The following is a 20,765-nucleotide window of genomic DNA, read 5'->3' as shown; positions in this document are numbered from 1 at the left end:
TCTCAGTTAGTCAGCATGGCGGCAAGTTCATTACCGTGCTGATGCAGCTCTTCCAGCCGATTGGCCAGACAAGCGGCATCAATACCGAGATGCTGGGCCAGAGGCGTCGGGAAGCGTGCCACTATCACTTGGGGCGGTACACCCGCATTCCAGGCGAAAGAGACAAACATGGCCAAACGGATGAGCACGGCCTCTTGGCTGATGGGCTCAAAGTTCAGGGGATCCAGTTGCTGGGCGATTGCGCGAACAAAGGTATCCGATAGACTCCAACGTCGCGCCAGTTCAGCACCGACCTGACTGTAATCATACCCCAGCATCTCGCGTTGAGCATCGATTCGACTGCTGCCTCGGCTGATCGACATATTGATCAGACTCGCCTCTTCGGGCAACGCCGACTGGATCAGCAACTCGCCGATGTTGTGTAACAGGGCGCAGGTAAAGGCCGTTTCCGGTTCGATATTTCGGCAATCGCCAGCTAGAGCCTTGGCGATGGTGGCGACCTGGAAGTTGTCGACCCAGAATTTATTTTTGTCAAAATTGGCCGGGGTCCGAAAGCTGGTCATCAAGCCTGAAGCGACGACTAGAGAGCGCAAGGCGTTGAAACCCAGGCGGATCACGGCCTGCTCGATGGATGTAATTTCGGCCCCGCGCCGATAGGCTGCAGAGTTGGCCATTTTCAGCACTTTGGCACTGATAACCTGATCCATCGCGATTTTCTTGGCAATATCTTCAATTCGCGAATTGTCATCGGAAAAGTTTTGCATCAATTCATGCAATAGCTTGGGGATGACGGGTAATTGCTTAATCTTGCTGAAAATCAGATCCATTGACATGGTAGATGCGGTCTCCCGACTATCTGGGTATGAGTTATTTTGCCATAAACGAGCCGGATCTGATAATCACGACATCGACTGGATAATGTCCCCTGCTTGCGTTGCCGACGATCAGTTAATCCAGTCGGCAAGTTGATAGACAAGGGTATGACGTGAGCCTTTCAGTGTCAGCTGCTGTTGGGTCAATTGTAGCTCGCTACCTTCGCGTAAGGTGCTCAGGATGGCATTTTCGATCCAGCGCCGATCTGCGGGACAGGCTTGCTTGGTGGTGCCGAGGCCATTGATCTGCAGCTGTTGCTGTCGTAACACGCCCTGACCGAAAAACTGGTTGCAACCGGTATGCCCGTTCACCATCAGACGTTCACCGATCTCGAAATCAACCGGCTGACGTTTGTTCTGCACAATGTGTTGCTGATCGATAGACTCCAGCCGCCAGTGATGGTGCATCAGATGTTCTGCTGTGATGTCCGATGCACCCTGACAGGCACACAGCAAGGCGCAGCAGAACGCAAGTGGATAACGCAAGGCCATATGGGCTCCCAATCAGAGTTCCTGGCTCGAGGATAGTAACGGATCAGTTGTGGGCGAGCCTAACATGTTTATTACACCGGGAATGCGACATGGCTTAATGAAATGTGAAGGCTTTCAAGCAGTTCTTTTCTCTCTGCGCATTGCCAGTCGGGGAGTGATGACGGTGTAGAGGCCACTTGGCGGCTGGAACACGCCATACATACTATTGGTACACAAATTGCTTGAAACTAATTCGGCGCAGAGGTGTTGCCCCATGATGGTGCGCAACGATCCGTAGGCGTTGAACAGGTCTGTTGAGTGCAGAATAGGATCACTTTAATCTCCGATGAAGATCGTCATGCTAGGGTTATCCAGATGTGGTTGAGCTGATTGGCTGCTGGATCGCAATCTTGGGTCTTCATGCGATGGGTTTGGCATGAGTTTTCCGAGCGAAATGCTGGCAAAGATGACGCTGAAATCCCTTTCGAAACTGGATTTACATGCAGTAGCCAACCAAGGGGTGTATTTCAGGGTAATCCTATGACAGACAAGGGATTGCCAGACGAAAACTCCTCCGGCTATACAGCAGATTTCATGCATACATTTTCATTTTTTCGGAATATACTGCGCCGGTAAGTCATAATTTTGGTCAGGTTGTTGGCGCGAGGTGATGAGTCTGTCGCCTGCGTGGGCCGAAAGCCGACTTCAGATGAATCAATTGGCGCAGTTGACTGCCGCTGATTGGGATCCCGGTACTTGGTAAGGAGACGCTCTATGTTGAAAAAAGGAATCGTCACCCTCTCTCTGATGGCCGCGTTGGCAGCCGGAAGTGCGGTGGCTCAGGAAGAGAAAGTACTGCACGTCTACAACTGGAGTGACTATATCGCTGAAGATACGGTCGCCAGTTTTGAAAAAGAAACAGGCATCAAGGTTGTCTATGACGTCTTTGATAGCAACGAAGTCCTGGAGGCCAAACTGCTTGCCGGCAACACAGGTTTTGATGTGGTCGTGCCAAGTTCCGACTTTCTCGCGCGCCAAATCCAGGCGGGCGTCTTCATGACACTCGACAAGAGCAAGCTCCCCAATCTGACCAACATGGACAGTGAAGTCATGAAGCTGTTGCAGGACAAGGATCCTGACAACGCGCACTCTATTCCTTATCTGGGTGGTACCACCGGGATTGGCTTCAATCCGAAAAAAGTGGCCGAGGTCATGGGGCCGGATTTCAAAATGGACAGCTGGGACGCCGTGCTGAAGCCGGAAAATCTCTCCAAGCTGAGCAAGTGTGGGGTTTCGTTCCTGAATGCACCGACCGAAATCTTCGCGACGGTTCTGCATTACACCGGCAAGGACTCCAACTCCACCAATGTGGCGGATTACAAAGAAGCCGGAAAATTGCTGACCACCTTGCGTCCGTATATTACCTACTTCCATTCATCCCAATACATCAACGATCTGGCTAACGGTGATATCTGTGTCGCTATTGGCTGGTCCGGTGATGTGATGCAGGCTGCTGCCCGTGCCCAAGAGGCCAATAACGGTGTCACTGTGGATTACGTGATTCCGAAGGAAGGTGCGCTGATTTTCTATGACATGCTGGCCATTCCTGCGGATGCCAAGCATGTGGAAAATGCCCATGCGTTCATCAATTACCTGATGAAGCCTGAGGTCATCGCCAAGGTGTCGAATTATGTTTCCTATGCCAGCGGTAACAAGGCCTCCTTGCCACTGGTTGACGCCGCGATCCGCAACAACCCGAATATTTATCCGACGGATGAGATGAAGCCGAAGATGTTCACCCTCAAGGTGCTGCCGCAAAAGGTCAACCGTGAACTGACTCGAGTCTGGACCAAGGTTAAAACCGGTAAGTAATGTCACTCTAATGGGGGCGCACAGGCGCCCCCTGATTGTTCAGGGAGAAAGACGGCCGTGGTAGATAAATTCGACAAGCCTTCCAGTGTTACCAAAGAGCAGCAACCGCTGCTGGAAATTCGCAACGTCACCAAGAGCTTTGATGGTGCCATTGCCGTTGATGACGTCAGTCTGACCATCAACAAGGGCGAAATATTTGCGCTGTTGGGTGCCTCAGGCTGTGGCAAATCGACCTTGCTGCGTATGCTTGCCGGGTTTGAACGCCCCACCAAGGGCAGTATTATTCTGGATGGTCAGGATCTGGCAGACATTCCGCCCTACAAGCGTCCCATCAACATGATGTTCCAGTCCTATGCCTTGTTCCCCCATATGACGGTGGAACAAAACATAGCATTTGGACTCAAACAGGATGGTCTGCCGAAGGCGGAGATCGAGGCGCGGGTGCATGAGATGCTGAGTCTGGTGCACATGGAGTCCTTTGCGCGCCGTAAGCCTCATCAACTCTCCGGTGGTCAGCGTCAACGGGTGGCTTTGGCTCGCTCCTTGGCCAAGCGTCCGAAGTTATTGCTGCTGGATGAGCCCATGGGGGCCCTCGACAAGAAACTGCGGGAAAAGATGCAGTTGGAAGTGGTCGATATCATCGAGCGCGTCGGCGTAACCTGCGTGATGGTAACCCATGATCAGGAAGAAGCCATGACCATGGCCGGACGCATTGCCATCATGGACCGGGGCGAGTTCGTGCAGATTGGTGGGCCGGAAGAGATCTATGAACATCCCAACTGCCGTCTGAGCGCCGAGTTTATCGGCTCGGTGAACATCTTCGAAGGCGTATTAGCCGAGGGTGGGCCGGATTATATGGTGATCCGTTCCGATTCATTGACCCATCCCATCCATGTCAACCATGGTGCCTCGGTCGCGGATGGCGTGCATCTGACTGTTGCGCTGCGACCTGAGAAGATCTACTTCAGCAACGAGATCCCCAGCGACCACTTTAACTACGATGTGGGTGTGGTCGAGAACATTGCCTATATGGGCGATATCTCGATTTACCATGTCCGTTTGCCTAGTGGTCAAAAGGTGATAGCCACTCTGCCCAATGTGGATCGGTTCCGGAAGGGACAACCCACCTGGGACGATGAGGTCATCCTGCACTGGGAACCCGATTCTTGCGTCGTGTTGACTATCTAAGGGGTTAAGATGAAACGTTCTGCCCTGAGACACTGGCTCCCCCGCGGTCGGCATCTGGTAATTGCCTTTCCGTATGCCTGGATGGTGCTGTTTTTCCTGATCCCGTTTGCCATTATCCTGAAAATCAGCCTGGCAGAGACACAGGTCGCAATCCCGCCGTACACCTCGTTGGTGGAGTATGCAGAAGAGAAGCTGACCTTCGTCCTGAACTTGGGTAATTATCTCTATCTGCTGCAGGATGAGATGTACTTTGACTCCTATCTGCAATCGTTGCAGGTGGCGACCATATCGACCCTGTTGTGTCTGCTGATTGGCTATCCGATTGCCTGGTCGATTGTCCACTCCAGCCCCTCAATGCGTAATGTGCTGCTGATGCTGGTGGTCTTGCCCAGCTGGACATCCTTCCTGATCCGGGTCTATGCGTGGATTGGTATCCTCAAAAACAATGGGTTACTCAATAACTTCCTTATTTATCTCGGTGTTATTGATGAGCCCCTGCAGATGTTGCATACCGACTTTGCTGTGTATATCGGTATCGTCTATGCCTATCTGCCGTTTATGATTTTGCCACTGTATACCGCCTTGATGCGGATGGATTACTCCTTGATCGAGGCCGCTTCCGATCTGGGGGCCAAACCCTGGAAGACCTTCCTGACGGTGCTGTTGCCACTGACCAAGAGCGGTATCGTCGCGGGCTCCATGTTGGTGTTTATTCCTGCGGTGGGCGAGTTCGTGATCCCGGAATTGCTGGGTGGTCCGGATTCGCTGCTGATTGGTCGGGTGTTGTGGCAGGAATTCTTCAACAACCGCGACTGGCCCGTGGCTTCGGCTGTGGCGGTGGTGATGTTGACCTTGTTGATGATTCCCATCATCTGGTTCTACCGCTATCAACGCCGTGAAATGGAGGAGGGGAGAGCATGAGTACGCCGATTCCGCAGATCAAATCACCTTGGCGCACCCTGAGCCTGTTGCTGGGCTTTGGTTTCCTCTATGCGCCGATCCTGATCCTGATTATTTACTCCTTCAACGAGTCGCGTCTGGTGACGGTCTGGTCCCAGTTCTCGATCAAATGGTATTACGAGCTGTTTCAGGACAAGCAGATGATGGACGGTGTCGTGCTGTCACTGACCATCGCCTTTATGTCCGCCAGTATGTCCGTCGTGGTCGGCACTCTGGCGGCCTTCGTGTTGACCCGGGTGGGTAAATTCCGCGGCGAAACCGGCTTTGCTTTCCTGATCACGGCTCCCATGGTGATGCCGGAAGTGATCACCGGTCTGGCATTACTGCTGCTGTTTGTCTCGCTGTCGAACGTGTTCGGCTGGCCAGCACAGCGGGGAGCTATGACCATCTGGATTGCTCATGTCACCTTTACCGCGGCCTATGTCACCGTCATTATCCGTTCCCGCTTGCAGGAGCTGGATCAATCGGTGGAAGAAGCGGCTCAGGATCTGGGAGCGACTCCGTTCAAAGTTTTCTTCCTGATTACTCTGCCGTCGATTGCTCCGGCTATTGCTGCGGGCTGGCTACTGGGCTTTACCTTGTCGGTGGATGATTTGGTTATTACCAGTTTCGTCTCTGGTCCGAATGCGACTACCCTGCCGATGGTGGTGTTTTCCAGCGTTCGTCTGGGGGTTAGTCCCAAGATCAACGCCTTGGCGACCCTGATTATTCTGGTGGTCTCGGTTGCAACCTTTGTTGCTTGGTGGATGATGGCGAAGGCTGAGCGTCGTCGGCGTCAAGAGATGGCTATGGCGGCGCGAACGACCTGAGGCTGCGTCAGGAATATCCTGCTAAAAAGAGCGCTGCGGCGCTCTTTTTTCTTTCTGGAGCCAATTAGTTAGCGAGTTGATTGGAATTTCAGCATCTGGTCGTTGCAGTACTGCTATAAGGGAAAAAACACTTGCATTGACAAGGGCATTTCGGTAGATTCTCGCCCCGCAGACATCGGCGTGTAGCGCAGCTTGGTAGCGCACTTCGTTCGGGACGAAGGGGTCGGAGGTTCGAATCCTCTCACGCCGACCAGATTCTAAAAAGGCCACTCCAATGAGTGGCCTTTTGCTTTTTGGCGAACAAACAGTCGTTGAAATAAAAAACGAGACGCCGCTAGCGGCGTCTGCGGAGTTTAAGAAAATCCAGCATCAGCAATAACAATAGCAAGACCCCGGAAATGGCCGGGCCGTAATCGAGGTAGGCTTGCCCGTATCCTGCGGCAAACAGTGCAAGCGGTAACCCGATGACAAGCAATAAAACACTGGTCAATAAAAACAACATGATGAAAGCAGAATGGTTAAGGAATATGTCGCTGGGATGATTATAAAAATAAACTTTGTGATATAAAACCACTCCGAGCACTGTGGCCAGCCGTTAATAAGAATATTCTTATACGGCACCTGTTTACGCATCGATGAGATTATACACGCCATGCAGCTAACTCTGTTTACTGATTATGCCCTTCGTACCTTGACTTACCTGGCTCTGCAGCCGGATCGGCGTTTATCGACCATTACTGAGGTGGCCGCGAAGTTTGATATCTCTAGAAATCATGTGGTCAAGATCGTGCATCAGTTGGGGGTCCGAGGGTATATCGAAACAGTACGGGGCAAACACGGCGGCATCCGTTTGGCTCGGAACAGTGAGGAGATCAACCTGCGCGATGTGGTCTCGGATATGGAGAATGTCAGCTGTCTGCTGGACTGCCAGCGGGAAGGTTGTCTGTTAAGCTCGGGCTGTCGCTTTCAGGGCATATTGCGTAAAGCGATGCGTGCCTTTCTGGATGTGCTTGGCGAGTTTACCCTGGCCGATTTGGTCAAGGATCGGGATCGGATGTGTGGCCTGCTCGGACTCGGTATTCCGACCCAAACGCTCTAGCCCCAAATGTTTCGTTGAGTGGAGTTCACCATGCAGCTCACCCTGGTTCCGTGGCAGCTGGTGCTGTTGTTTGTCTGTGTATGTATCCCGCTGATACTGTTTTTTACTCGCTGGCGGCAATGGGAGTTACTGGCGCGGATCGCCCAGGCTCGGCAGGCGGATCTGGAGTCGCAGCTGACGATGCTGATGACGGAACGTCAACAACAGCAAGAAAAACAGGAACAACAGCAGTTGCTGATGGTCAAGCTCAATGGCCGTCTTAAAGAGTACGAAACCTTGCTCCATGCTGAACGAGCCGCCTCGGCGGATAAATCCAGGCAACAGCAAGAAGCTGAATCTCGTCTGGGTCAACAATTTGAAAATTTAGCTCACCGGCTCCTGGAACAAACCTCGCTCAGTTTCCGCGATCTCAACCAGCAGCATCTGGATGTACTCTTGTCCCCATTGCGCTCCCAACTGGAAAGCTTCCGTCAGCAGATCGGCGAAACTCATGCTGAAGAAAGCAAGCAACGACATAGTCTGCAGTTTGAATTACAACGGCTGGCTACTCTGAACCAACAAATCACCGCTGAAGCGGCGGCACTGACCAAGGCGCTAAAAGGCGATAGCAAGCAGCAAGGCAATTGGGGAGAAATTGTTCTCTCCCGCATTCTGAGTGAATCCGGATTGCGCGAAGGGCACGAATATGAAACCCAGATCCCGCTGAATGCCGAGGATGGTCGCCGCTATCAGCCTGATGTGTTGGTGCATCTTCCGGGTGACAAAGAGATCATCATCGATGCCAAGGTGTCATTGACGGCGTATGAGCGCTACTTTAATGCCGAGGATGGGTTGGCCCGCGATATAGCCCTCAAAGAGCATGTGGCATCGCTGCGCAATCATATCCGCGAGCTGGGACGTAAGGGCTATCAGCACCTCCCTGCCATCAAGACCCTGGATTACGTGCTGATGTTTGTCGCTGTCGAGCCGGCGTATCTGCTGGCGATGGAGGCCGATCCAGGCCTGACCAAATATGCACTAGACCATAATATTCTGCTGGTAAGTCCGACCAATTTGCTGGTGGCGTTGCGGACCATCGATAATTTATGGCGGCAGGAGCGTCAGCAGCAGAATGCTCGTCTGATTGCCGAGCGAGCCGGACGTCTGTATGAGAAGCTCCGGCTATTCGTCGAGGAGATGCAGGCCATTGGTCAGACACTGGGTAAAACCCATGAAAGCTATGAACGAGCGATGGGGCGTTTATGCAGTGGCCGTGGAAATCTCATTGCACAGGCCGAACAACTGCGCGAGCTGGGCGTTGAAGTCAATAAACCGCTACCTGATGCTATTTTGGCGCGAGCCACATTGGGCGATGAGAGCGCCGATTCTTAATTAAGATATCGACATAACAAAACGGCTGCCCTGGGCAGCCGTTTTGCGTTACGCATGGCACGTTAGTTTTTCCAGAACGAGGGGAAGAATAAGACGGCTACCGTCAGGATCTCCAGACGCCCCAACATCATATCGAATGACAGGATCCACTTCGCCGCATCCGGTAAGGTCGAGAAGTTGCCAAGCGGTCCTATCAGCGGGCCTAATCCTGGGCCGACATTGCTGATGGCGGTGATGCTACCGCTGATCGCCACCAGAGGTGACAGTCCTAACAATCCCAATAGAGCGGAACTGACGATGATCACGGCGATATAGCTCAACACGAAGGCCACAATCGAGCGGACGATATGATCGCTGACCGGACGGCCGTTGTATTTCTGCGGGAACACCCCCGAAGGATGCATCAGTTGGCGAGCCTGCTTTTGGAACAGCGCAGTCGCAACCTGGATCCGGAATAGCTTGATCCCGCCCGAAGTTGAACCCGAACAAGCGCCAAACATCATCAGGAAGATAAACAACACGGTCGTGAAGTGACTCCAGACGCCAAAGTCGGTGAGGCCATATCCGGTCGTCGTCAGCACTGACACGATATTGAACATACTGATGCGGATGGCATCCTGCAGCGGGAACACTCCCTGATGCCAGATCCAAAGGCTCATCAGGGTGGTCACCACCAGAACCAACCAGAAAAAACCACGAACCTGGGCATCACGGAACAACACCAGTTGCCGCCGCCGCAGAGTTTGCACATAGAGTAGGAAAGGCAGGCCACCCAGAAACATGAATGCTGTTGCTATCCATTGCGCAGAATTGGAAAAGTGCGACATGGAGGCATCCGAGGTAGAGAAGCCGCCGGTACTCAGAGTGGTCATGGCATGGTTGATCGCTTCGAAGATCGTCATGCCGGACAACCAGTAGGCAAGACCGCAGAGCAGGCTCAAGACTAGATAGACGATGACGATATTCTTGGCGACGGTCGCGGCGCGTGGGGTATCTTTTTCTGACTTATCCGAGGATTCGGTCTGGAACAGCTTCATCCCGCCGACGTTGAGTGCGGGTAGTACCGCAACGGCCAGCACGATGAAGCCGACGCCACCCAGCCACTGCAGCAAGGAGCGCCACAGCAGGATACTCGGCGCCATGGTATCCAATCCGGACAACACGGTTGAACCTGTGGTGGTCACCCCGGACATGGTTTCGAAATAGGCATCGGTGAAGCTGATCTGGTTGATAAAGACAAAAGGCAGGGCGCCGAAGATACAGGCGACGATCCAGACCGAACTGGTCAGGATGAACATATCGCGGACCCCGAGCCGGAATTGGGCCTTATGACCAATGTGCAGACAGAAAAAAGCCGCAATGTGAGTCAGGATCACCGCCGCCAGAAACTCGGCCAGCCCCGGCGTCCCGGTGAAGAATGCCAACAAGGTTGGCATCCACATGAAGAGGGCTAGTTTGGACAACGTCAGCCCGAGGGTGAAGAGGATCGGTTTGAAGTTAATCATGTCATAAGAAGAACGGGCTGGGTTGGAAGAGACGCTCGACTTCCTGGATGTGCTTCTTATCCACCAGGAACATCACCACATGATCATCCTGCTGGATGATGGTTGTATCGTGCGCGATCAGCACATCGTCGCCACGAACCACGGCACCTATGGTTGTGCCAGGCGGCAGCTTCAGATCGCCAATCGCACGACCGACCACCTTGGAGGTGCTTTCGTCGCCGTGGGCAATGGCTTCGATGGCTTCGGCTGCACCGCGTCGCAAGGAGTAGACATTGGCTATATCGGCGCGACGCACGTGGGTCAACAGGGCGGAAATGGTCGCCTGCTGCGGCGAGATCGCAATATCAATGGTGCCACCTTGTACCAGATCGACGTAGGCGGCGCGCTGGATCAGGACGATGGCCTTACGGGCGCCCAGCTTCTTCGCCAGCATGGCGGACATGATGTTGGCTTCATCGTCGTTGGTGACGGCGATGAAGACATCAATCTGATCGATATGCTCTTCCAGTAACAACTCCTGGTTGGCCGAGTCGCCGCAGAAGACGATGGTCTCTTCCAGAAATTCGGAAAGTTGTTCGGCTCGATCTGGATTCCGCTCGATGAGTTTGACGCTATAGCGCTTTTCCAGCTGACGTGCCAGGCCGGCACCGACATTACCGCCGCCGACGATCATGATGCGTCGATAGGGGTTTTCCAGGCGTTGTAGCTCGGACATGACGGCACGAATATGGCCGGCGGCGGCGACGAAAAATATTTCATCATCGGCTTCGATAATCGTCGTGCCCTGTGGCCGGATGGCTTTTCCCTGACGGAAGATGGCGGCAACCCGGGTTTCGACATTGGGCATGTGCTCTTTGAGGGTTGCCAGAGCATTCCCGACCAGTGGGCCACCATAGTAGGCTTTAACGGCGACCAGACCAACTCGTCCGCCAGCAAAATCAACTACTTGTAGTGCACCAGGATATTCAATCAACCGGCGGATGTAATCCGTGACCAACTGCTCCGGAGAAATAATATGGTCAACTTGTAAACCTTCGTCGCCGAATAGATTTTCTCGCTCCGAGAGGTAGGCTTGCGCCCGGATCCGGGCCACCTTGTTGGGGATATTGAACAAGGCCGCGGCAACCTGGCAGGCAATCATATTAGTTTCATCACTGTTGGTGACGGCGACCAGCATATCGGCATCGTCGGCTCCGGCTTCGCGTAGAATGCGCGGATGCGAGCCAGGACCGGTAATCACCCGTAAATCATATTTATCTTGCAGCTCACGCAACCGCTCGACATTGGTATCAATCAGCGTGATTTCGTTATTTTCGCCGACCAGATTTTCGGCCAGCGTGCCACCGACTTGCCCGGCACCAAGAATAATGATCTTCATTGTCCACTCACTGCTTGGTTAGTTTGGCGTAATAGAAACCATCCATGTTGCCATCGCCCGGAAACAGTTGTTGTCCCGGTGTTTGCTCAGTATCGCCAGCATGCAGAGGTACCAGTCGTGCGTCGGGGTGACTGCACAGGAACGCCCGGATCTGTTCGCAATTCTCTTCGGGTAAGACAGAACAAGTTGCGTACAGCAGGGTACCGCCCCGTTTCAATTTGCACCAGAGGGCCGACAGGATTTTGGCTTGTAGTGCCACCAGCTCGGCAATGTCTGCTGGGCGCCGCAGCCACTTGATATCGGGATGACGGCGGATCACGCCGGTTGCCGAGCAGGGGGCATCCAGCAGAATGCGATCAAACTCAGGACCTGACCACCAGGTATCTGGCTGAGAGGCATCGCCATGGAGTACCTGGGCCTGTAGTTTCAACCGTTGCAGGTTTTCGCTGACCCGGTGCAGGCGCTGGGCATCGGCATCGACGGCGATGACTCCGGCGAGCTGCGGTTCTTGCTCCAGCAAATGGGCCGTTTTCCCCCCCGGTGCGGCGCAGGCGTCGAGAATGAGATCGCCGGGCTGTGGGTTCAGTAACCAGGCGGCGCGTTGAGCTGCCGCATCTTGTACCGAACAATCGCCATCAACAAAGCCAGGAAGCTGCTCGACATCACAGGCCTGAAGCAAGCAGATACCGGACCCTGCCTCATCGACCTGCGCCACGGCAATTTGCGCTGCCTCCAGGCGTTGCAGATAGTGTTGACGATCCTGGTGACGGACATTCACGCGCAGCCACATGGGGGGACGCTGGTTATTTTGCTCGAGGATCTGTTGATAGTGGCGCGGGTAGGCAGCCTGTAATTTCTTGATCAACCATGCCGGATGGGCATAACGACTGGGATCCTGCTGGTCGACTTTCGACAGGAGTTCCTCCTGGCTACGTTGTACATTACGCAGTACCCCATTGAGCAGGCCGCGAAAGCTCTCGCCTTTCAACAGGCGGCAGGCGTTGACAGTTTCCGAGAGTGCGGCATGAGCGGGAACTCGGGTATAGAGCAACTGGTACAAACCGACCAGTAACAAGAAGTGCAGAGGACGCTGTTTGCCCTTCAGGGGGCGGCTCATTAACTGACCGGCGATGGCCTCAAGACGAGACAACCAGCGTAAGGTGCCAAAACACAATTCCTGAAGCAGGGCTCGATCCCGCACTGCCACTTGTTGTTGGGCAGTAGGTAATACGGTGGAGAGCGATTGCCCCTGATCCACAACCAGGAACAAAACCTGTGCGGCATTGGCTCGAGTTTTCATTGGATATTTCCTGACAAAACCGGGCCTAAGCCCGGTTGATTCATGAGAGTTGAGAGCCGATATGGAACCATTCCCGACGAGAGTTTAGCAGTTCGTGGGCCTGCATTGGCTTTTTACCGGGCGGTTGCAGGGTCAATAAGCGCAAGGTGCCATCAGCCGTCGCAACGTCGATCCCCTCTTTGTCCGCCCGCAGTAGAGTCCCTGGGGCGACAGGGTGTTGTTCTGCTAATGCCATCGCCGCCCATACCTTGATACTTTGCTCGGCAACCACCAAGTAACTGACAGGCCAAGGATTAAAAGCGCGCACCGAACGTGCCAGCTGAGCGGCGGGCTGCGTCCAGTCGAGACGAGCCTCTTCTTTGCTCAATTTCTGGGCGTAATTGGCCTGGCTATCGTCTTGGTGCTGGCTGGGCAAGGTCCCGGCGGCTAATTGCTCCAAGGCCTGCAGGAGCGCTTGTGGGCCAAGGGTCGCCAGTTTGCCGTACATGCTGGCCGAGGTATCGTCAGGCGTGATGGGACAGGAGACCTTGAGCAGCATAGGACCGGTATCCAGCCCTTCATCCATCTGCATGATGGTGACTCCGGTCTCGGCATCCCCGGCCCAGATGGCGCGTTGGATCGGAGCTGCACCGCGCCAGCGGGGCAACAGGGAGCCATGCACATTGATACAGCCCAGCCGCGGAGCATCCAGAACTACTTTGGGTAACAACAGTCCATAGGCCACGACGATCATCAGATCGGCTTGCAGGGCCTGAAGTTGTGCTTGCGCATCTGCGTGGCGCAAACTGACTGGTTGGATGACAGGCAATTGGTATTGTTCAGCCAATACCTTCACCGGGCTGGCGGTCAGCTTATTGCCGCGACCAGCCGGACGATCGGGCTGGGTATAAACGGCAACAATATTCAACCCAGCATCGATTAAAGCTTGCAGATGTTGGGCTGCAAAATCGGGTGTGCCAGCAAAGATAATCTTCAGGTTATGCAAGCGACGGCCTCTTACAGTGGATGGCGTTCAATTTTGTCCATTTTCAGCATCTTCTGACGAATACGCTGCCGCTTGAGGGGTGACAAATAATCGACGAACAGCTTTCCAATCAGATGATCCATCTCATGCTGAATACAAATAGCCAACAGGCCATCAGTTTCCAGCTCGAAGGATTCACCGTCCTGATTGCAGGCGCGAATTTTGACCCATTCAGCGCGAGGAACCAGCGCCCGACACTCGGGAACGGATAAACAACCCTCCTCGATACCTGTTGAACCTCTCTGTTCGAGAATCTCTGGGTTGATTAATACCAGACGTTCAGTACGATCTTCCGAGGTATCAATGACTATAATTTGCCGGTGAATGTTGACTTGTGTCGCAGCCAGGCCAATCCCCTCTTCTGCGTACATGGTTTCAAACATATCATCAATAATTTGGTGGATCGTGGAATCAAACGACACTACGCTGCGAGCAACTGTTCGCAGGCGTTCGTCGGGGAAACGTAATACTTCTAAAACCGCCATAATTCGCTTTACTTGATACAGTTAGACAGGGTACTGACGCAATTCTAATCATTTGCGTCGGCAATTAATAGTTTGATAGGTGGCGCGTGCAGGGACAGCTATGAGATATCGTCAGATTGGTTTTTTCTTCGCCAGTTGGTTGCTGATTTCAGCTGCTATGGCGGATGTATTGCAGCTCAAAGAGGGCCATCCCGAGAGTTACGTGGTTCAAAAAGGCGATACGCTGTGGGACATCTCGGGGCATTTTCTCAAGAGCCCGTGGCTATGGCCCCGCTTGTGGCAGGTCAATCCGCAAGTTAAGAATCCACACTGGATTTATCCTGGTGACGTTTTAAGTTTGACATGGGTCAATGGTGAGCCCCGCTTGACACAGAAACATACCATCAAGTTGTCACCTGCGGTGCGCATTGAGCCGAAACTGGAGCCAGTGCCGACTATCAAACTTTCAGCCATTTCAGCTTTTTTACGTAGCGACCACATCTTCCCTGCGGGTAGCCAGCTCGACGACATGCCGTATGTCCTCGGTAATAATCTCAACGATAAAGCACTGCTGGAAAAGCAGCGCTTGTTTGTCAAAGGTCAACTCGTTGAAGGGCGGCAGTATGGCGTGTACCGACCAGGTGCGATCTATAAAGATCCGCAGACTGGTGAGGTATTGGGGCAACGCGCTATCTTGGCAGGCATCGTCACGGCGGGTATTCGTCACCCAGATGATGTCGTAGAGGTCCTGTTATCCAAGAACGTGCGGGAGGTGTTACAAGGTGATCGTGTCTTGCCACTTCCGGACCAGGAACAACTGGATGCCTATTTTTCTTTGCAACCCGCCCAATTGACGGCTTCGGGAGCCATCATTGATACCGATAGCAATGCGTCAGTTGCCGGTAAATATGAAGTGGTCATGGTGAACAAGGGAGCAAAAGACGGGGTTCATGCTGGCGATGTTCTGGCTATTTTACGTCCTGGGGTGGAGGTGACAGGAAAGAGCGCAGAAAAGTTGGCTTATAAGTTAATCAGTACGGAAGGCCAGAAATTGATGGATAGTAATGCCCAGCGGTTACCCGAAGAGCAAGTGGGGCAAGCTATGGCGTTTAAGGTGTACGAACGAATCTCGCTGCTGTTGATTCTGAAAGCCAGCGATACGGTGCGGGTTGGTTTCTTGGTTGGCAACCCCTAACATGTTAACGGGAACCCTGGCTGAACTGACCGCATGGTTGTGTTTGGATGGGGTTCCCGGTATTGGCCCAGTCCGGGCACAGCGAATTCTCTCCCGCGTTTCCCCTCTTCAGCTTTCTCAACTGGACTTGCCATCGTTGCAGATGTTGGGCTTATCTCTTGCCCAGGCTGAGGCGTTGAAAAAACCTGATCAGCACCGGATTGAGCATGCTTTAACTTGGGCAGATCAGCCGGGACGGCACATTATCTCTCGGCTAAGTGAGTTCTACCCTCTCTGGTTACGCGAGATTAGCGCAGCCCCGACCTTACTGTTCGTCGAAGGGAATCTGGATCTGCTGGCTTCCGCGCAAATTGCGATGGTTGGCACACGTAATCCAACCTCCTCTGGCAGAAGCATGGCCACTGTGTTGACGAAGGATTTGGTGTCATCGGGGCTGACGATCACATCGGGTCTAGCACTGGGGATCGATGGTGTCTGTCACCAGACGGCATTGCAGTGCCAAGGACAAACCGTCGCGGTCCTGGGCTCAGGCCTTGACCACTATTATCCGCAACGGCATAGCTCTCTGGCGGCTGCAATTGTTGCGCAGGGAGGGGTTCTGCTGTCCGAACTGTGGCCTGATGTTCCACCTCGAGCCGAAAACTTTCCGCGCCGCAACCGGATCATCAGTGGGCTGTCGCTCGGAACTGTAGTTGTGGAAGCGGCGGCAAAGAGTGGTTCCCTGATTACGGCGCGCTATGCACTGGAGCAGGGACGGGAGGTGTTCGCCGTTCCTGGCGCCGTACAAAATCCAACTGCGACTGGATGTCTGCATTTAATTCAGCAAGGGGCAAAACTTGTTTGCAATGCGGCCGATATACTGGAAGAGATAGATGTGCATTTTGCTAATCCCAGATCGGTGTCACAAGAAACGTTATCTCTCGATGCGGGTTTGCCAAGTTCATCATTGTTGGATAACGTAGGTGACGAAACCACAGCAATAGATGTTGTAATCCAGCAAAGTGGTCAACCGGTTGCCAAGGTAATGGCAGAGTTGCTGGAGCTTGAGTTGGCGGGGTGGATTACATCTGTTCCCGGCGGCTACGTGAGGACGAGGAGGGACTGACGATGTTTGATGTACTGATGTACCTGTTCGAAACCTATGTCCAAAGTGATGCTGATCTTATGGTTGATCAGGACGAACTCGCTGAAGAGTTAAGCCGTGCCGGATTTCATCAGGATGAAATCTACAAGGCGCTGGATTGGCTCGAGCAATTAGCGGTATTGCATGATGATGAACGTGCTGCCCGTCCAGTCTGCGCTTCTGATTCGTTTCGTATCTACGCACCTCAAGAGATGGAGAAGCTGAGCTCCGAGTGTCGAGGCTTTCTACTGTTTCTCGAACAAATCAGTGTCTTGAATTGTGATACCCGAGAGATAGTCATTGAGCGCCTGATGGAGCTGGATACTCCAGAAATTGAGCTTGATGATCTGAAATGGGTGGTCCTGATGGTTCTGTTCAATGTGCCCGGCAGCGAAAATGCGTGTCATCAAATGGAAGAGTTACTCTACGACGAGCCCGAAGGGCTCATCCACTGACAGGGGACTGGCTCGCTGTTACACTCAACGTTGTTGATTGGAGGCGAGCATGTCCAAAATTGATCCAACGCTTTTTTCGGCCCATGAACACGCACTCGAACGAGAACATCATTTGTGCCCTCTTTGTGGCGGCAGCCTGAGTGTTCGCTATGGAAAACATGGTCCTTTTCTTGGTTGTTCAGCCTATCCCGCATGTGACTATATTCGTCCGCTAACATCACACAGTGTTGAGTTGCAAAAAGTGCTCGAGGGCTCGGCCTGTCCGGCTTGTGGGCAACTCTTGGCTATCAAGAAAGGGCGTTATGGGCTGTTCATTGGTTGTACCCAATATCCGCAGTGTTTGCATGTTGAATCGCAGGATGAGCAAGGTCCGAGTGATGTCCTTTGTCCTGCATGTGGCCGTGGGCATCTGGTAAGTCGAACTTCCCGTTACGGCAAGACCTTCTACGCCTGTGACGGCTTCCCGCACTGTAAGTATGTGGTCAACGATAAGCCGGTGGCGAAATCCTGTCCACAATGTGGCTGGCCCCTATTGATCGAGCGACAAACTCGGCAGGGCCATAAGCTCTGCTGTCCGCAAAAGTTGTGTGATTATCAAACTGACTTATAATGCCGGTGCCTCAGGGCTTTGACTTAAATCAAGTAAAGAGAAGGATGCCTTACCATGTCAAAACCATTTGTTGCCATTTTGATGGGCTCAGATTCTGATTTTCCAGTCATGCAGTCGACTCTGGAAGTTCTCAAAACATTCGGAATCACTGCCGAAGTAAAAGTGACATCCGCTCATCGGACGCCTGCGGCAACTCATGCCTATGTGAAGGATGCCGAATCCCGTGGTTGCAAGGTCTTCATCTGTGCTGCAGGTTTGGCTGCTCACCTGGCCGGTGCGGTCGCTGGCATCACGACTCGCCCGGTCATCGGCGTGCCGATCGATGGCGGCCCGCTTAAGGGGATGGACGCCTTGCTTTCAACCGTGCAGATGCCGGGTGGTGTTCCCGTGGCGACGGTGGCAATCGGTAAAGCGGGTGCTAAAAATGCCGGCTACCTGGCAGCGCAAATGTTGGCGGTTGCCGATGACGAACTTGCCGCGAAGGTGCTGAGTGAGCGTCAAAAAAACGCTGAAGAGGTTATGGCAAAAGACGCGGCATTGCAGGCCCAACTCAAGTAATCACTTTAGGCGGATTTTGGGATCCGCCTTCATCTCTATATTTAATACAGTCGGTTAACCAGATGATTTTATCTTCCCTTCCTGATGCTGTTCAGCAGCTGCGCACTGGACAGGTCATTGCCTATGCCACCGAGGCGGTGTTTGGATTAGGTTGTGACCCTGATAATGAACAAGCCGTGATGCGACTGCTGGATATTAAACAGCGTCCTATGGCCAAGGGACTGATTCTGGTGGCAGCCAATTGGCAGCAGTTACAGCCATATCTTGATACAACGCAGGTGCCTGCGGCCAATATGGCAATTGCTTTGGCGTCTTGGCCGGGTCCTTTCACCTGGGTGATGCCAGCGGCACGGCATACTCCACACTGGCTGACGGGACAGTTTGATTCGTTAGCGGTTCGCGTTTCGGCACATCCACAAGTTCAGGCTTTATGTCAGGCATTCGATAAGCCAATTGTTTCGACTAGTGCGAACCTGACAGGAGCGCCGCCGTGTCGTAACGCCCATGAGGTCGAGCAGCAGTTGAAGGATCTGGTCCCGTTTATTTTGGCTGGAACAGTCAGTGGCGCTACCAATCCTTCACAAATTCGAGATGTCATCACGGGTAACACCCTAAGACCAGGCTGAGCGCACGGCTTGGTTGTTAAACTTGTCGTCACCCGCTAAAAGGCGTTAAATCAATCTCAGTTGGGCGAGTCTGCAGGATTAAACATGGATCGTTATGCCGTTTTCGGGAACCCGGTTGCACACAGTAAATCCCCTTTTATTCATACGCTGTTTGCTCGACAGACACAGCAACCGCTAACCTACGAGCGTATTGAAGCGCCACTGGATGGGTTCGCCGCTGCAATTGCTGATTTCTTTGCTAATCAGGGTAAGGGTTGCAATGTAACAGTGCCGTTCAAAGAAGAGGCATTCCAACTGGCGCAGCAATTATCCCCTCGGGCAAAAATTGCCGGTGCAGTCAATACACTCAAAATGACTGATGATGGGGTATTGCTGGGGGACAATACGGATGGTGCCGGTCTGGTTCAGGACTTAAAGTTTCATGGCATGCAGCTACGAGAACGGCGGATCCTGCTGCTAGGCGCTGGTGGCGCCGCGCGCGGTGCCATTGGGCCTCTTCTCGATGAACATCCACTTGAGCTGACGATCGCCAATAGGACGGTAGAAAAAGCGGAACTTCTTGCGGGCATCTTTGCCTCTGCAGGGCCCATTCGTGCGATGGCATTCGGTGAGTTACAGGGGCCATTTGATCTCATCATTAATTCAACGTCCGCCAGCCTATCTGGAGCTATTCCAACGATATCTGCGGATCTTATTCATCCACATATTGCGGTTTACGACATGATGTATGGCCAAGGCGATACGCCGTTTAATGAGTGGGCTCGAAAGCTTGGTGCTCAAAAAATCATGGATGGATTGGGGATGTTAGTGGCGCAAGCCGCCGAAAGCTTCGCGATTTGGCGTGGCATACGCCCAGGAACCAAGCAGGTGATCTCGGAGTTGAGACGAAGTCTGGGGATGCGATGAACCAATCAATTCTGTTTAATGATGGGGTGGTGTGGCAAGAAACTCAGCAGCGTTTGATGTTTTCTGCCCAGATGATGGGAGCTACTGTACCGTGCTACATCAGCCGCCATTACCTGGAGCAATTGGCGGCCCGCCCTTTACTGCGCCCGGCTGATTTGCTGCAAACGTTTGAAGCGCTGCGCTTTGATATTGAAGAGTTGGCTGAACAGAAGATAGAAGAGCAAGAGTTTGCTGAAGATGGCTCTATATATTTGTATTGATGCTGTTGCTGTGCGACCAGATGAGTAAACCAATCATCCTTGACCGCTCTCGGCAAGGTATTCGTTCTTCAGGCGCACATAGTTGTCTGCCGACTGTGATAGGAAAGCTAGCTCTTCGGCGCGAAGCGGTCGAACTTTACGAGCAGGATTGCCTATATATAGGTAGCCTTGTTCCAGATGTTTGCCAGGGGAGACTAGACTTCCTGCTCCAATCATGACATCACTGTCAACCGAGGCGCCGTCAAGAATGATGGCGCCCATTCCGACCAAGACTCGATCTCCGATCTTGCAGCCATGTAGCATAGCCTTATGGCCAATAGTGACCTCATCACCAATCAACAAAGGGTAACCGTCCGGATTTGCCACCGATTTTCGGCTGACATGAAGCACGGATCCATCTTGCACATTGCTGCGAGCACCAATCACGATTCGATTTACATCACCACGGATAACTACCATAGGCCAAATTCCCACATCGCAGCCCAATGTGACATTGCCGATCACGCAGGCATGAGGGTCTATGTAAACACCTGCGGCTAATGATGGGACAATCCCTTGATACATACGTAATGACAACATGCTGACCTCCGGCGTTTTCACAGATTTTACCCCAGAGATGGGCTCGTGAAAGCCTCGAGTAGCAATAAGTTGTGGGTAAGCTGTTAACTAGGAATGAATAACAACGGTGACCGCGATTAAATGCGTTTTTTTGTAAAAAC

Annotated in this window: 22 protein-coding genes and 1 tRNA gene; 15 read left to right on the top strand and 8 right to left on the bottom strand. The window is 53.0% G+C overall.

Going from position 1 to position 20,765, the window contains the following annotated elements; genetic code table 11:
• Positions 1–2: 2 nt before the first annotated feature.
• Both ACZYUB_RS10260 and ACZYUB_RS10255 read right to left on the bottom strand, forming a co-directional pair.
• Positions 3–833: an HDOD domain-containing protein gene (locus ACZYUB_RS10260; RefSeq protein WP_463947638.1), complete on the bottom strand. Its 831-nt coding sequence runs from the start codon at positions 831–833 to the stop codon at positions 3–5.
• Between the two features lie 111 nt (positions 834–944).
• The gene (locus ACZYUB_RS10255; RefSeq protein WP_463947636.1) at positions 945–1,364 is read right to left on the bottom strand and encodes an META domain-containing protein; all 420 of its coding nucleotides are present in this window, start codon (positions 1,362–1,364) and stop codon (positions 945–947) included.
• Between the two features lie 753 nt (positions 1,365–2,117).
• Between ACZYUB_RS10255 and ACZYUB_RS10250 the strand changes: the two genes are divergently transcribed.
• The 7 genes from ACZYUB_RS10250 to rmuC all read left to right on the top strand — a co-directional run bounded on the left by ACZYUB_RS10250 (position 2,118) and on the right by rmuC (position 8,642).
• On the top strand, positions 2,118–3,215 hold the full coding sequence (locus tag ACZYUB_RS10250; RefSeq protein ID WP_463947634.1) for an extracellular solute-binding protein: 1,098 nt from the start codon (positions 2,118–2,120) through the stop codon (positions 3,213–3,215).
• Between the two features lie 57 nt (positions 3,216–3,272).
• Positions 3,273–4,403 (top strand): putrescine ABC transporter ATP-binding subunit PotG, encoded by a 1,131-nt coding sequence (potG, locus tag ACZYUB_RS10245; protein WP_463947632.1) that lies wholly within the window; start codon positions 3,273–3,275, stop codon positions 4,401–4,403.
• A gap of 9 nt (positions 4,404–4,412) precedes the next feature.
• Positions 4,413–5,324 carry a putrescine ABC transporter permease PotH gene (potH, locus tag ACZYUB_RS10240; protein WP_463947631.1) on the top strand — a complete coding sequence of 304 codons (912 nt, stop codon included), beginning with the start codon at positions 4,413–4,415 and terminating at the stop codon, positions 5,322–5,324.
• Positions 5,321–6,172: an ABC transporter permease subunit gene (locus ACZYUB_RS10235; RefSeq protein WP_463947629.1), complete on the top strand. Its 852-nt coding sequence runs from the start codon at positions 5,321–5,323 to the stop codon at positions 6,170–6,172. The genes potH and ACZYUB_RS10235 overlap by 4 nt, the downstream gene beginning before the upstream one ends.
• A gap of 176 nt (positions 6,173–6,348) precedes the next feature.
• A tRNA-Pro gene (locus tag ACZYUB_RS10230) sits at positions 6,349–6,425 on the top strand.
• A gap of 399 nt (positions 6,426–6,824) precedes the next feature.
• Entirely contained in the window at positions 6,825–7,271 is a 447-nt protein-coding gene (locus ACZYUB_RS10225; RefSeq protein ID WP_463947628.1) for an Rrf2 family transcriptional regulator, read from the top strand.
• A gap of 30 nt (positions 7,272–7,301) precedes the next feature.
• The gene (rmuC, locus tag ACZYUB_RS10220) at positions 7,302–8,642 is read left to right on the top strand and encodes a DNA recombination protein RmuC (protein ID WP_463947626.1); all 1,341 of its coding nucleotides are present in this window, start codon (positions 7,302–7,304) and stop codon (positions 8,640–8,642) included.
• Between the two features lie 62 nt (positions 8,643–8,704).
• Here the strand turns inward: rmuC and ACZYUB_RS10215 are convergent, their stop codons facing one another.
• Genes ACZYUB_RS10215 through def form a run of 5 tightly spaced genes read right to left on the bottom strand, consistent with a single transcriptional unit; the run spans position 8,705 to position 14,334 of the window.
• Positions 8,705–10,147 (bottom strand): TrkH family potassium uptake protein, encoded by a 1,443-nt coding sequence (locus ACZYUB_RS10215; protein ID WP_463947624.1) that lies wholly within the window; start codon positions 10,145–10,147, stop codon positions 8,705–8,707.
• Position 10,148: 1 nt separating this feature from the next.
• Positions 10,149–11,525, bottom strand: coding sequence for a Trk system potassium transporter TrkA (gene trkA / locus ACZYUB_RS10210; RefSeq protein WP_463947622.1), 1,377 nt, complete (start codon positions 11,523–11,525; stop codon positions 10,149–10,151).
• A 7-nt stretch (positions 11,526–11,532) separates the two neighbouring features.
• Positions 11,533–12,825: a 16S rRNA (cytosine(967)-C(5))-methyltransferase RsmB gene (gene rsmB, locus ACZYUB_RS10205; protein WP_463947620.1), complete on the bottom strand. Its 1,293-nt coding sequence runs from the start codon at positions 12,823–12,825 to the stop codon at positions 11,533–11,535.
• A gap of 40 nt (positions 12,826–12,865) precedes the next feature.
• The gene (fmt, locus tag ACZYUB_RS10200) at positions 12,866–13,810 is read right to left on the bottom strand and encodes a methionyl-tRNA formyltransferase (protein WP_463947619.1); all 945 of its coding nucleotides are present in this window, start codon (positions 13,808–13,810) and stop codon (positions 12,866–12,868) included.
• Positions 13,811–13,821: 11 nt separating this feature from the next.
• On the bottom strand, positions 13,822–14,334 hold the full coding sequence (gene def, locus ACZYUB_RS10195) for a peptide deformylase (protein ID WP_463947617.1): 513 nt from the start codon (positions 14,332–14,334) through the stop codon (positions 13,822–13,824).
• A gap of 100 nt (positions 14,335–14,434) precedes the next feature.
• Between def and ACZYUB_RS10190 the strand changes: the two genes are divergently transcribed.
• From ACZYUB_RS10190 to ACZYUB_RS10155, 8 genes are all read left to right on the top strand, one after another.
• Positions 14,435–15,508 (top strand): LysM peptidoglycan-binding domain-containing protein, encoded by a 1,074-nt coding sequence (locus tag ACZYUB_RS10190; protein ID WP_463947615.1) that lies wholly within the window; start codon positions 14,435–14,437, stop codon positions 15,506–15,508.
• A gap of 1 nt (position 15,509) precedes the next feature.
• Positions 15,510–16,613, top strand: coding sequence for a DNA-processing protein DprA (gene dprA, locus ACZYUB_RS10185; RefSeq protein WP_463947613.1), 1,104 nt, complete (start codon positions 15,510–15,512; stop codon positions 16,611–16,613).
• A 2-nt stretch (positions 16,614–16,615) separates the two neighbouring features.
• The gene (locus ACZYUB_RS10180; RefSeq protein ID WP_460882261.1) at positions 16,616–17,086 is read left to right on the top strand and encodes a DUF494 family protein; all 471 of its coding nucleotides are present in this window, start codon (positions 16,616–16,618) and stop codon (positions 17,084–17,086) included.
• 49 nt (positions 17,087–17,135) lie between these two features.
• The gene (locus ACZYUB_RS10175; RefSeq protein WP_463947611.1) at positions 17,136–17,696 is read left to right on the top strand and encodes a DNA topoisomerase family protein; all 561 of its coding nucleotides are present in this window, start codon (positions 17,136–17,138) and stop codon (positions 17,694–17,696) included.
• Positions 17,697–17,750: 54 nt separating this feature from the next.
• The gene (gene purE, locus ACZYUB_RS10170) at positions 17,751–18,254 is read left to right on the top strand and encodes a 5-(carboxyamino)imidazole ribonucleotide mutase (RefSeq protein WP_463947610.1); all 504 of its coding nucleotides are present in this window, start codon (positions 17,751–17,753) and stop codon (positions 18,252–18,254) included.
• 65 nt (positions 18,255–18,319) lie between these two features.
• Positions 18,320–18,880, top strand: a complete 561-nt coding sequence (tsaC, locus tag ACZYUB_RS10165) for an L-threonylcarbamoyladenylate synthase type 1 TsaC (RefSeq protein ID WP_463947778.1) — start codon at positions 18,320–18,322, stop codon at positions 18,878–18,880.
• An 84-nt stretch (positions 18,881–18,964) separates the two neighbouring features.
• The gene (aroE, locus tag ACZYUB_RS10160; protein ID WP_463947608.1) at positions 18,965–19,786 is read left to right on the top strand and encodes a shikimate dehydrogenase; all 822 of its coding nucleotides are present in this window, start codon (positions 18,965–18,967) and stop codon (positions 19,784–19,786) included.
• Positions 19,783–20,046 carry a DUF1488 family protein gene (locus tag ACZYUB_RS10155; protein ID WP_463947606.1) on the top strand — a complete coding sequence of 88 codons (264 nt, stop codon included), beginning with the start codon at positions 19,783–19,785 and terminating at the stop codon, positions 20,044–20,046. The genes aroE and ACZYUB_RS10155 overlap by 4 nt, the downstream gene beginning before the upstream one ends.
• A gap of 33 nt (positions 20,047–20,079) precedes the next feature.
• On the opposite strand, the gene ACZYUB_RS10150 is transcribed toward ACZYUB_RS10155, so the two are convergent.
• Entirely contained in the window at positions 20,080–20,625 is a 546-nt protein-coding gene (locus ACZYUB_RS10150; RefSeq protein WP_463947604.1) for a gamma carbonic anhydrase family protein, read from the bottom strand.
• Between the last annotated feature and the right edge of the window lie 140 nt (positions 20,626–20,765).

It is taken from the genome of Pseudaeromonas sp. HNCC25DJ182 (assembly GCF_055413365.1).
Note: the sequence above shows the minus strand (reverse complement) of the source record. Positions and strands in the feature narration are given on the sequence as shown.

Bases quoted from the DNA above. Each gene is read 5' to 3' on its own strand.
- rmuC (WP_463947626.1), top strand. From the start codon at position 7,302: ATGCAGCTCACCCTGGTTCCGTGGCAGCTGGTGCTGTTGTTTGTCTGT.
- ACZYUB_RS10215 (WP_463947624.1), bottom strand. From the start codon at position 10,147: ATGATTAACTTCAAACCGATCCTCTTCACCCTCGGGCTGACGTTGTCC.
- ACZYUB_RS10255 (WP_463947636.1), bottom strand. From the start codon at position 1,364: ATGGCCTTGCGTTATCCACTTGCGTTCTGCTGCGCCTTGCTGTGTGCC.
- ACZYUB_RS10235 (WP_463947629.1), top strand. From the start codon at position 5,321: ATGAGTACGCCGATTCCGCAGATCAAATCACCTTGGCGCACCCTGAGC.
- ACZYUB_RS10225 (WP_463947628.1), top strand. From the start codon at position 6,825: ATGCAGCTAACTCTGTTTACTGATTATGCCCTTCGTACCTTGACTTAC.
- ACZYUB_RS10150 (WP_463947604.1), bottom strand. From the start codon at position 20,625: ATGTTGTCATTACGTATGTATCAAGGGATTGTCCCATCATTAGCCGCA.
- ACZYUB_RS10250 (WP_463947634.1), top strand. From the start codon at position 2,118: ATGTTGAAAAAAGGAATCGTCACCCTCTCTCTGATGGCCGCGTTGGCA.
- ACZYUB_RS10190 (WP_463947615.1), top strand. From the start codon at position 14,435: ATGAGATATCGTCAGATTGGTTTTTTCTTCGCCAGTTGGTTGCTGATT.
- def (WP_463947617.1), bottom strand. From the start codon at position 14,334: ATGGCGGTTTTAGAAGTATTACGTTTCCCCGACGAACGCCTGCGAACA.
- trkA (WP_463947622.1), bottom strand. From the start codon at position 11,525: ATGAAGATCATTATTCTTGGTGCCGGGCAAGTCGGTGGCACGCTGGCC.
- ACZYUB_RS10175 (WP_463947611.1), top strand. From the start codon at position 17,136: ATGTCCAAAATTGATCCAACGCTTTTTTCGGCCCATGAACACGCACTC.
- ACZYUB_RS10155 (WP_463947606.1), top strand. From the start codon at position 19,783: ATGAACCAATCAATTCTGTTTAATGATGGGGTGGTGTGGCAAGAAACT.
- dprA (WP_463947613.1), top strand. From the start codon at position 15,510: ATGTTAACGGGAACCCTGGCTGAACTGACCGCATGGTTGTGTTTGGAT.
- ACZYUB_RS10180 (WP_460882261.1), top strand. From the start codon at position 16,616: ATGTTTGATGTACTGATGTACCTGTTCGAAACCTATGTCCAAAGTGAT.
- purE (WP_463947610.1), top strand. From the start codon at position 17,751: ATGTCAAAACCATTTGTTGCCATTTTGATGGGCTCAGATTCTGATTTT.
- aroE (WP_463947608.1), top strand. From the start codon at position 18,965: ATGGATCGTTATGCCGTTTTCGGGAACCCGGTTGCACACAGTAAATCC.
- rsmB (WP_463947620.1), bottom strand. From the start codon at position 12,825: ATGAAAACTCGAGCCAATGCCGCACAGGTTTTGTTCCTGGTTGTGGAT.
- ACZYUB_RS10260 (WP_463947638.1), bottom strand. From the start codon at position 833: ATGTCAATGGATCTGATTTTCAGCAAGATTAAGCAATTACCCGTCATC.
- potH (WP_463947631.1), top strand. From the start codon at position 4,413: ATGAAACGTTCTGCCCTGAGACACTGGCTCCCCCGCGGTCGGCATCTG.